Genomic DNA, 11,091 nt, shown 5'->3' with positions numbered 1-11,091 from the left:
CGATGAAGATCGACCCCTCGAGCGCGTACTGGACCGGCTCGCCGGACATCTGGAACCCGACCGTGGTGAGCAGGCCGTTGTCGGACGCGACGGCCTCCTCGCCGGTGTTCATCAGGTAGAACGCGCCGGTTCCGTAGGTGTTCTTCGCGTCGCCCTTGTCGAAGCAGGTCTGGCCGAACAGCGCGGCCTGCTGGTCACCGAGCGCGCCGGCGACCGGGACCTCCTCGCCGAGGAAGCCGTCGGCGTCCGTGTGGCCGTAGTAGTCCTCGTCGGAGGAGGGGCGTACCTCGGGGACCATCTCCTTCGGCACGTCGAACTCGTCGAGGAGTTCGTCGTCCCACTCCATCTCCCGGATGTTGTACAGCATCGTCCGGGACGCGTTGGTGACGTCCGTGATGTGGTTCCCCGTCAGGTTGTGGATGAGCCACGTGTCGATGGTCCCCATGATGAGCTCGCCCTCGCGAGCGCGTTCACGAAGGTCGCCGCCGCGGGAGCTCTGCATCTTGAGCGGCTCCGCGTTGTCGAGGATCCACTCGGTCTTCGTCGCGGAGAAGTACGCGTCGCACTCCAGGCCGGTCTTCTCGCGGATCTCCTCGACCTTGCCGGCCTCCTGAATCTCCTCGACGCGGTCGGTCGTCCGGCGGTCCTGCCACACGAGCGCGTTGTGGACCGGCCGTCCGGAGTCTTTGTCCCAGACGATCGTCGTCTCGCGCTGGTTGGTGATGCCGAGCGCCTCGAGCTGACTCGCCTCGAGGTCGGCGTCGGCGAGGCCGTCGAGGACGACCTGCTTGGTGTTCTCCCAGATCTCCATGGGATCGTGTTCGACCCAACCCGGGTTCGGGTAGATCTGTTCGTGCTGTTCGTAGGCGTTCGCGACGACCTGGCCCTCATGGTCGAACACCATGAATCGAGTCCCGGTCGTCCCCTGGTCTATCGCACCGACATACTGTGTCATGTTGTGGATCCCTCCTGTGGCGCTGGTCCGTGCGCGGCGGTGGCCGAGTCGCCCTCGCCGTCGAGGCCGGCCCCGGTGCCGCGTTCGCTGTCGCGTCGCGCGTCCGCTCGGTCAGGCCCGTCCGGAGCCGGTCCGAGACGGCCGCAAAGCGCATCGACGCCGCCGCGACATATTTTCATGGAAGCTACCACGCCGGTCGTGAACATAATGTACTACCATAATAATCTTCCTGTTGAAATCCGGATATCGGCGCAAGTGAAAAACTCTCGTACATAAACCCGTCGGCAACGACAGCGATTACACTACTTGAATGACCCTGATAGTTATGCGCGGGGCACCTCGGGAGGTAAAGTAAAGTGGGCGTGGTCCAAGGGCCTCGCATGGACAGACAAGTAGACGTCGTGGTCGTCGGTGGGGGGTCGACCGGATGCGGCGTCGTCAGGGACCTGGCGCGGCGGGGGCTCGACACCGTGCTCGTCGAGAAGGGGAACCTGACGCACGGCACGACCGGCCGGATGCACGGGCTCCTCCACAGCGGGGGCCGCTACGCGGTCTCGGACCAGAAGAGCGCGAAGGAGTGCATCGAGGAGAACATGGTGCTCCGCGACATCGCCGGGCACTGCGTCGAGGAGACCGGCGGCCTGTTCGTCAAGCGGCCGGAGGACTCGGAGGAGTACTTCCAGGAGAAGCTGGAGGGGTGTAAGGCGTGCGACATCCCCGTCGAAGTGATCGACGGCGAGGAGGCGCGCCGGCGCGAGCCGTACCTCGCGCGGGACGTCGAGAAGGCGATCGCCTTACCCGACGGCGCGATCGACCCCTTCCGGCTCTGCGTCTCGAACGCGGCCGACGCCCGCGAGCACGGCGCGCGGGTCGAGACGCACGCCCCGGTGACCGACGTGCTCGTCGAGGACGGCGAGATCGTCGGCGTCGAGATCGAACACGAGACGGGCCCGGGCAAGCGCGTCCACCGCGAGCCGGGGACGACCGAGGAGATCCGCGCGCGCCACGTGGTCAACGCGACCGGCGCGTGGGCGGGGAACGTCGGCGAGATGGCCGGCGTCGACGTGGAGGTCCGCCCCTCGAAGGGCGTGATGACGGTGATGAACACCCGCCAGGTCGACACCGTGATCAACCGGTGTCGGCCGAAGGGCGACGCGGACATCATCGTCCCCCACGAGACCGCCTGTATCCTCGGCACGACCGACGAGGAGGTCGACGACCCCGAGGACTACCCCGAGGAGGACTGGGAGGTCGACCTGATGATCGAGACGCTCTCGGAGCTCGTCCCCGCGCTCGAGGACGCGCGGACGCTCCGCTCGTTCTGGGGCGTCCGCCCGCTCTACGAGCCGCCGGGGACCGGCACGGAGGACCCGACCGACATCACGCGCGACTACTTCCTCCTCGACCACGGCGACCGCGACGACCTGCCGGGGATGACGACCATCGTCGGCGGGAAGCTCACCACGTACCGCATGATGGCCGAGTCCATCAGCGACCACGTCTGCGACGCGCTCGACTACGAGGCGACCTGCGACACCGCGGACGCGCCGCTGCCGGGCTCCGAGAACCCGGCGCGCATGGAGGAGCTGATGGACGAGTTCGGGCTGCGCTCGCCCGTCGCCCGGCGCTCGGGCCAGCGGCTCGGGTCGCGCGCCGACGACGTGCTCGACGAGTACGACCCGAACCCGATCGTCTGTAACTGCGAGAGCGTGACCCGCGCCGAGGTACAGGACGCCGTCGACGACGCCGGCTCCGACCTCAACGCGGTCCGCCTGCGGACCCGCGCCTCGATGGGGAACTGTCAGGGGGGCTTCTGTACGCATCGCATCGCGTCTGAGCTCGCCGAGGAGTACCCCGAGCCGGTCGTCCGCGACGCCGAGGACGAGCTGTACCAGGAGCGCTGGAAGGGCCAGCGGCACGCGCTGTGGGGCGAGCAGCTCTCGCAGGCGATGCTGAACCACATGCTCCACGCGACGACGATGAACCGCGACGGCGACCCCTCCAACCTCGAGGAGTCGGTGGACTTCGGCGCGTTCGACGACGGGACCGGGGGCGCGGACGCCACCGACGCCGGAGGCGAGGCCGGAACTGCGGCCGCAGACGGTGGCCGCGCAAGCGACGACGCGGCGACCGACGGGGGCCGCGCAAACGACGACGCGGCCACCGATCGGGGCCGCGCCGACGACGGAGGGCGCTGATGGCGATAAACAGCGACGTCCTCGTGATCGGCGGGGGGCTCGCCGCGGTCACGGCCGCGGTGTCGGCCGCCCGCGAGGGCGCGGACGTGCGGCTCGTCTCCCACAAGGCGAGCACGCTGCGACAGGCCTCCGGGCTGATCGACGCGCTCGGCTACGTCCCGGCGACCGAGCCCGCGAAGCCCCTGCGCGACGGGCCGCCGACCGCGGGACGCAACCTCGACCCCGACGAGTGGCCCGACCCGGAGGGCCCGCTCGCCGACCCCTTCGAGGGGATCGATCGGCTGCCCGAGTCACACCCGTACCGGGTCGTGGGCGGCGACGCGCTCCGCGAGGGGCTGACCCTGTTCGACGACCTCGCGGGCGACGCGTACCGCGGCGGCCACACCGAGCGCAACGCGCTCGTCCCCACCTTCGGCGGCGCGGTGAAGCCGACGGCGCGCTACCCCGCGGCCGCCGAGGCGGGCCTCGCGAGCGACGACCGCCCGATGCTGGTCGTCGGGTTCCGGTCGCTGACCGAGTACGACGCGCGCGCCTTCGCGGGGCGGCTGGAGGCCGCCGGCGTGCCGTTCGACGTCGCCGGCGCCGAGGTCGAGTTCGCGGAGGGGTTCCGCGCCGACGCGAAGATCACCCGGCTCGCGAAGGCGCTCGACCACGACGAGGAGATCGACGGCGTCCCCGCCCGCGAGGCGCTCGCGAAGGCGGTCTCGCCGCACCTCCACGACGTGGTCGACGAGGACGGCGGCGTCGACCGCGTCGAGCGCGTCGGCTTCCCGGCGTTCCTCGGCGACGACCGCGGCGAAGCGGTCCGGGACGAGCTCGCGGACCGCCTCGGGGCCGACGTCTTCGAGATCCCGATGGGCCCGCCGAGCCTCCCCGGACTGCGGCTGGAGGACCGACTGTTCGACGCGCTCGACGCCGAGGGCGTCCGGTTCGAGACCGGGAACCCCGTCGTCGGCGTCGAGTCCGCGACCGACGGCCGGGTCGAGACGGTCGCGGTCGATCGGAATGGGCGCACGGCCCCGTACGGCGCGGACGCGTTCGTGCTGGCGACCGGCGGGCTGGTCGGGAAGGGGCTCGACTCCGACCGCGAGGGCGTGCGGGAGCCCGTCTTCGACCTCCACGTCGACCAGCCGGCGGACCGGTACGAGTGGTTCGTCGACGACGCGTTCGGCGACCAGCCGTACGCGCGGTTCGGGGTCCGCCCCGACGAGCGGTGTCGACCCACGGACGGCGACGGAGCGGCACAGTACGAGAACGTGTTCGCGGCCGGCGGCGTCGTCGGCGGCGCGGACGCGGCGAGGGAGAAGTCCGCGAGCGGAGTGTCGCTCGCGACCGGCATCGTGGCCGGGCGACAGGCGGCGACGGAGGCGAGCCAATGACACGACACACGGAGGACGACGGCGACGCGGGGGACTCGAACGAGACGACCGAACCGACCGACGGGTGCGGCCGCGGGGAGCCGGCCCCGGGCGTCCCGGAGGCCGGCCGCGACGAGCGGCCGTCGGTATTCGTCCCCGACGGAGGGGAGGTTCCGGAAGCGGAGGCCGGCGGCCGCGACGACGGACCGGCGGCCGACGACCGGGCCGCCACCGACGGCGGCGTCGAGAGCGCCTCGGGCGGGACCGAGAGCGCGACCGGCGGCACCGACTCGGCGGAGCTCGACCCCGACGCGTACGACCCGGTCGACGTGTTCCCCGGCGGCGACCTCGACCTGCGCGAGGGGGCCGACTCCTGTTACAAGTGTACGAGCTGCGACACCTCCTGTCCGGTGGCCGAGGTCGACGACGAGTTCCCGGGACCGAAGTTCCAGGGGCCGGAGCAGTGGCGGCTCAAGCGGAAGGAGGACCACGACATCGACGAGTCGATCACCTCCTGTTCGAACTGTATGCGCTGTGACGACGCCTGCCCCTCCTCGGTGCCGCTCTCGCAGATGCACAACGAGGCGCGCGGGCAGTACGTCGAGCGGCAGATGGAGAAGCTCTCGGTCGAGTACATCCGGAACCGGATCCTGGCCAACTACCGCACGTCGGCGAGCCTCGCGAGCATGTTCCCGCGGACGGCGTCGTTCGCGATGAACTTCGGCCCGGCGCGGTGGGCGATGGAGAAGGCGATGGGGATCCCGAAGGAGCGCGACTTCCCGGAGTTCGCCACGGAGACGTTCCGCGAGTGGTGGAAGGCGCGCGGCGGCGCGCAGGTGGACAACCCCGACAAGCGCGTGGCGTACTTCCACGGCTGCTACTCCAACTACAACACGCCCGAGGTCGGCAAGGCGATGGTCCGCGTCTACGAGCACTTCGGCTACGAGGTGATGGTCCCGCCCCAGAAGTGCTCGGGGACGCCGATGTTCGCGAACGGGATGCTGAAGGACGCCCGCCGCCACGCGGAGACGAACGTCGAGAACCTCGTCGAGGCCATCGGCGAGGGCGCGGACGTGATCGCCTCCTGTACCTCGTGTTCGATGTCGCTCCGCCAGGAGTACCCCGAGCTGTTCGACCTCCACGGGATCGAAGACCTCGCCGAGCACACGTTCGAGGCGCTGGAGTACCTCCGGATCCACGAGGACCTGGAGGGCGAGCTCGAGGCGGCCGGCGGGCTCGACGACGAGCGCGCGTTCGCGTACCACGCGCCGTGTCACGCCCGCAACCAGGGCCTCTCCCGGCAGGCCGTCGAGACGTTCCGCGACGTCGACGGCGTGACGATGGAGGACGTCGGCGACTCCTGCTCGGGCATCTCCGGGACGTACGGCTGGAAGGAGGAGAAGTACGAGAAGTCGATGAAGATCGGCGAGGAGATGTTCGAGCACATGGAGGACGCCGAGGGCGAGGTCGGGATGACGGAGTGTCCGACCTGCGCGATGCAGATGGAGCACGGGACGGGGTACGAGATCGAGCACCCGCTCCAGCTGTTGGAGGACACGCTGGGCGCGTAACGACCTCGCCGCTCGCGGGTCCGGCTCGGCCTCGCGACCGAGCCGCTCCGAGACCCGCTGCGTCTCGCTCTCGCGCGCCGTTTCTCAGATCGAATAATTCTGCGCGAATCTTTATCCGGCGGACTCGCTCACAACGGAGCACGTGACTCTCGAACGGTTTCTCGATCGCTTCGACGGCCCCGAGCGCTCCGTGGTCATCGTCAACCGGACCGACCCGGACCCCGTCTTGAACATGCTCGTGGACACGTTCGGCGACGACGCAGTACGGGTGGTGGACGGCCGCGTGACGACCGGCCCGGGCGACCGACGCATCACCGACGGGGCGGGGGCGGCCGGAGTCGCCGGCGGCGACCCGGCTCCCGGTCTCACCGCCCGAGAACTGGCGACGACCGGGGTCGTCGACGGTGACGGCGAGGCCGCCCCCTCGCTCGACGTCGACGTGCTCCGACACCACGACGACGTCCCGTTCGACGGCGGCGACCTCGACGAGGTCGAGAACCTCGTGCTGCTCATGGAGGACGACGAGGTGGTCGCCGGGTCGACGCTCGCCGAGCTCGGCGACGCCGTGCTCTTCGTCAACTCGGACCTGTACGTCACCGGGAGCCGCTCGCTCAGCGACGTCGACCTCCCGTCGGTGATAAGCGGGCTCAACGACGCCACGTTCACCCTCCGCGGATACCCCGAGTCGAACCGCCAGAAGCTGCTGCTCATCACCATCTCGCGGTTCATCGAGCGGGTGGCGTGGATGGCCGGCGACGGGACCCTCCGCTCGTCGTTCCAGCGGCTCTCGCGCATCGACGACGAGGTCGGCACGCGGAAGGTGTACGACCGCGTCACCGACACCGACGTCGACACGCACCTCTACGGGGTCCCCGACAGGCTCCCGAAGGACCTCGACGCGGTGGTCCACGCCGGGGACGACCCGGACTTCACCGACAGCTGGTTCGTGGTGTACCGTCCCCCGGAGGGGCCGCACTCGGCCCGGAGCGACCCGGAGACCGACCTCGAGCGCGGGGTCGAGGGCGGCGTCGGGCTCCTCGCGATCGAGACGGAGCCGCGGGTCTGGCGCGGGCTGTGGACGTTCGACGCGGACCGGATCTCGCGGCTGAACCGCTACGTCGAGCGGAACCTATAGCCTCGATTAACATTTCTCCCGGCGGGAGTCGCTCGTATCCAACCCGTGCGTTCATATTCTCGGAGCGGTGACGGGCGGCCATGTTCACGGAGCGGTCCGGTCTCCTCGACGACGGACGCCCGATGCGCGGATACGGGGTCGCGGTGACGCCCGGCCGCGACGGACCGCTCGTCTTCGTCGCCGGCTACGGCGAGCCGAACCGGCTGTACGCCCGGCGGGACGGCCGCTACGTCGACACCGCATGCGGCATCGTCGCCGACGGGACGCGCCACGGCATGGGGGTGTGCGCGGCCGACCTCGACGCGGACGGCTGCGAGGAGGTGTACGTCCACAACTGCGCGCGCGGCGTCGACGGCGGCGACCCCGACCTGCTCTTGAGCCGACTCGAGGCCGACCGGTACCGCTGGACCGACGTGTTCGCGCGCGAGGTGAACGCCGACCGCCTCGACGTCCGCGCGGGCCGGTCGGTCGCGGCGCTCGACCGACTGGGGACCGGCCGGTACGGCGTCGCGGTCTCCGGCTACGCCGCCCCGCTCGCGTTCTACGAGCTCGGCGACGACGGCGAGGTCACCGACATGGCCGAGGCGGTCGGCCTGGAGGTCGACGGCGGCTGTCGGTCGCTGCTCGCGGTCCCGTACCGCTCGCGCGAGGGCGACCTGTTCGCCGGCGTCGAGGGGGGACCGAACCGGCTGTTCAGCAACCGCGACGGCCACTACGATCGCACCGACGGCGGCCCCGCCCTCTCCGACCCCGGCGGGGACACCCGCGGCGCGGCGGTCGTCGACGAGGGCGGGACGTTCGCGCTCGCGGTCGGCAACGAGGCGGCGCCGAGCCGCCTCCTGCGCTGTTCGCCGGCGGGCGGCTACGACGACGTGGCCCCCGCCCCGCTCCGCGAGGTGGGCGCGGTCCGGACGGTCGTCGCCGCGGACTTCGACAACGACGGCCGAGAGGAGCTCTTCTTCAACGTCTGCGGCGCGGAGAACCGCCTGTTCGAGCGCGTCGACCGCACGGGCGAGCCGCCGGAGTGGGAGCCCGTCCCGCTCGGGCCGGCCGCGGAGCCGGACGGGTTCGGCACCGGCGCGGTCGCGGCCGACGTCGACGACGACGGGGCCCTCGAGCTCCTCGTCGTCCACGGCGAGGTCGCCGCGCAGCCGGTGACGGTGTACGGCGACCCGGACGCGCCCGACGGCGGCTGGCTCCGCGTGCGCCCGACGACGCGGCAGGGCGCGCCGGCGCGCGGCGCGGTCGTCACGCTGGAGACCGCCGACGGCGTCCAGCGGCGGGCGATCGACGCGGGCGGCGGCTGCCTCTGTCAGACCGAGCCGGTCGCGCACTTCGGGCTGGGCGGTAGGAAGCCGCTCCGCGTGGACGTGCGGTGGCCGGACGGCCGTGAGCGGACCGTCGTCGGCCCGAGCCCGGACCGAGAGATCGCCGTCGAACACCCGTCGCGCAGGGCGACCGACCGCGACGCGCGGACGAGGCGGTAGCCGCCGGACCGCTCTCGTCGAGGCACGGACGCCGCCGTGGCCAGAACTGCCGCCCTTCGCGGGTTCAAGTGCCCCCGGGCGTACGGAGACGTATGGTGGATCCGACCTCGGACCTCGAGGAAGACGTCGACGAGGAGTCAGCGCCCGAGTGCGCGACGTGCGGCGAGCCGGCGCTGGGAAGCGGTCGTCGAACGATCACGTGGGTCGACGGCGACGACGTCGTCCACCGACACTTCTGCTCGGAGTCGTGCCGCGGGGAGTGGGACGACGAGCGACCGTCGGCCGGGAGATAGCCGGCGCGGCGGACGAATAGGGCCGGGCGGCGCGACGAGGACGGCGGCGGGAGGCTTTTTGCCCGCGGGGGTGGTAGCGTCCGGTATGATATCGCTCGACGAGGCCGTGACGGCCCGACTGGAGTCACACGGGGAGCGCTTCGAGGTCCTGATCGACCCCGACGCCGCGCTCGCGATCAAGCGCGGCGAGTTCGACGGGGAGCTGGAGGAGGTCATCGCGGCCGAGGACGTCTTCGAGAACGCCTCGCGGGGCGACCGTCCCGCCGAGGAGGACTTAGAGACCGTCTTCGACACGACGGACCCGCTCTCGATCATCCCGGAGGTCGTCGAGCGCGGGGAGATCCAGATCACCGCCGAGCAGCGCGCGGAGATGCAAGAGCGGAAGCACAACCAGCTGGTGACCACCATCACGCGCAACGCGGTGAACCCCCAGATGGACGACTCGCCGCACCCGCCCGAGCGGATCGAGCGCGCGCTGGAGGAGGCCGGGTTCCAGATCGACCCGATGGAGCCGGTGGAGAACCAGGTCGACGACGCGCTCGACGCGCTGCGGCCGGTGATCCCGATCCGGTTCGAGGAGGTGACGATGGCGGTCCAGCTCCCCGCCGACTACGCGGGCTCCGGCCAGGCGCAGATCCGGGAGTTCGGCGACCTCGAACGCGAGGAGTGGCAGAACGACGGCTCGTGGGTCGGGGTGCTCACCTTCCCGGCCGGGCTCCAGAACGACCTCTACGACCTCGTCAACGAGGTCACCTCGGGCGAGGGCGACGCCCGCGTGATCAAGGACAAAGACGAGCTCCGGACCCGGTAACGGGGCAGCGAGCCGAGCGGCGGCGGCCGCGGTCGCGACCCGAGAGCGACTGCGACAGCGTCCGCAGTTTCACCGCGTCCGGGAGGTTGATGTCCGCGGGGCGCGGTCTCGTCTCGCATGCATCCACGCGCGGCGGAGTTCGCGGAACGGGCGGAGGAGCGATACGACGTCGACGTCGACGTGCTGGAGTTCGATGCCGGGACGGAGACGGCGGCCGCCGCGGCCGCGGCCCTCGGCTGCGAGACGGGCGCGATCGCGTCGACGATCGTCGTCTCGCTCTCCGGCGGCGCGCGCGACGGATCGCTCGTCGCCGCGATCACGAGCGGCGCGAACCGCCTCGACCTCGACGCCGTCGCCGACCACTTCGACGCCGACGCCGCGGAGATGGGCGACCCCGACCGCATCCGCGACGTCGTCGGCTGGAGCATCGGCGGCGTCCCGCCGATCGCTCACGACGCCGCGCTCCCGGCGGCGTTCGACCCGACGCTCACCGAGTACGACACCGTCTACGGCGCGGCCGGGACGCCGAGCGCGGTGTTCGCGATCGATCCGGAGACGCTCGCCGACCTCGCGGACGCCGCGGTCGTCGACCTCACCGAGTGAGCCGAGGGCGCTCCGGGCCCCACTGCGCGCCGACTCGGCCGTTGTTAATCGGCGGCCGATCTCGCCGCTCGCGTTATTAACACCGAGTTGTGAAATAATAACTCTTTTCTGTTAACCCGTGTTACCGATCGGTATGACTCACTCACGGCGGTCGGTGCTGCGGCGCGGTGCCGGACTCGCGGTCGCGGGAGCGGCGGCGTCGCTGGCGGGGTGCGCGGGCGGAACGGACGGCGGCTCCGAGGCGTTCGACGCCGGGTACGCCGCGTTCTTCACCCTCAACGACTGGGCCAACGAGGTCGCGGGCGAGAACGCGAGCTTCGAGGACCCGGTCGACGTGGGCCAACTCGGCCACGGGTGGACCCCCGACGGGACCCTGGCGGCGGACGTCGCGGCGACGGACGCGTTCGTCTACCTCGACAGCCCCGAGTTCTCGTGGGCACAGGACCTGGCCGCGACGCTGGAGAGCGACTACGACACGGTCGCGACGATCGACGTGCTCGCCGGGCTCGAGGGCGATCTGCTCGAGTGGAACCACACGCACGGCGAGAGTCACGACGACGGGACCCACGAAAACGAGACACACGACGGTGAGGACCACGACGGCGAGAGTCACGACGGCGAGAACCACGACGACGGGACCCGGTACGACCCCCACGTCTGGACGGACCCGGTGCTCGCGG

The 11,091-nt window shown here is 71.1% G+C and carries 10 protein-coding genes; 9 read left to right on the top strand and 1 reads right to left on the bottom strand.

The window, feature by feature from the left end; translation table 11 throughout:
* The coding region (locus Q0116_RS13780; RefSeq protein ID WP_297889544.1) for a glycerol kinase at positions 1-955 on the bottom strand (955 nt) is incomplete at its 3' end.
* A 380-nt stretch (positions 956-1,335) separates the two neighbouring features.
* Between Q0116_RS13780 and glpA the strand changes: the two genes are divergently transcribed.
* From glpA to Q0116_RS13735, 9 genes are all read left to right on the top strand, one after another.
* Positions 1,336-3,153: an anaerobic glycerol-3-phosphate dehydrogenase subunit GlpA gene (glpA, locus tag Q0116_RS13775; protein WP_297889541.1), complete on the top strand. Its 1,818-nt coding sequence runs from the start codon at positions 1,336-1,338 to the stop codon at positions 3,151-3,153.
* A complete protein-coding gene (gene glpB, locus Q0116_RS13770) occupies positions 3,153-4,532 on the top strand; it encodes a glycerol-3-phosphate dehydrogenase subunit GlpB (RefSeq protein ID WP_297889539.1) in 1,380 nt (459 codons plus the stop codon). The genes glpA and glpB overlap by 1 nt, the downstream gene beginning before the upstream one ends.
* Positions 4,529-6,082, top strand: coding sequence for an anaerobic glycerol-3-phosphate dehydrogenase subunit C (locus Q0116_RS13765; protein ID WP_297889537.1), 1,554 nt, complete (start codon positions 4,529-4,531; stop codon positions 6,080-6,082). Before glpB ends, Q0116_RS13765 begins: the two co-directional genes overlap by 4 nt.
* Positions 6,083-6,224: 142 nt before the next feature.
* Positions 6,225-7,217, top strand: coding sequence for a hypothetical protein (locus Q0116_RS13760; protein ID WP_297889535.1), 993 nt, complete (start codon positions 6,225-6,227; stop codon positions 7,215-7,217).
* Between the two features lie 80 nt (positions 7,218-7,297).
* Positions 7,298-8,704, top strand: coding sequence for a CRTAC1 family protein (locus tag Q0116_RS13755; protein ID WP_297889532.1), 1,407 nt, complete (start codon positions 7,298-7,300; stop codon positions 8,702-8,704).
* A 92-nt stretch (positions 8,705-8,796) separates the two neighbouring features.
* A complete protein-coding gene (locus Q0116_RS13750) occupies positions 8,797-8,997 on the top strand; it encodes a hypothetical protein (protein WP_297889530.1) in 201 nt (66 codons plus the stop codon).
* 85 nt (positions 8,998-9,082) lie between these two features.
* A complete protein-coding gene (locus tag Q0116_RS13745; RefSeq protein ID WP_297889528.1) occupies positions 9,083-9,808 on the top strand; it encodes a ribosome assembly factor SBDS in 726 nt (241 codons plus the stop codon).
* A 117-nt stretch (positions 9,809-9,925) separates the two neighbouring features.
* On the top strand, positions 9,926-10,411 hold the full coding sequence (locus Q0116_RS13740; RefSeq protein ID WP_297889526.1) for a YbaK/EbsC family protein: 486 nt from the start codon (positions 9,926-9,928) through the stop codon (positions 10,409-10,411).
* A gap of 133 nt (positions 10,412-10,544) precedes the next feature.
* A partial coding sequence (locus Q0116_RS13735; protein WP_343230111.1) for a metal ABC transporter solute-binding protein, Zn/Mn family occupies positions 10,545-11,091 on the top strand: 547 nt, incomplete at its 3' end.

The sequence above is a fragment of the uncultured Halorubrum sp. genome (assembly GCF_937146585.1).
GTDB lineage: Archaea > Halobacteriota > Halobacteria > Halobacteriales > Haloferacaceae > Halorubrum > Halorubrum miltondacostae.
The sequence above is the reverse complement of the archived record's forward strand: the minus strand, read 5'-3'. Positions and strand labels throughout refer to the sequence as shown.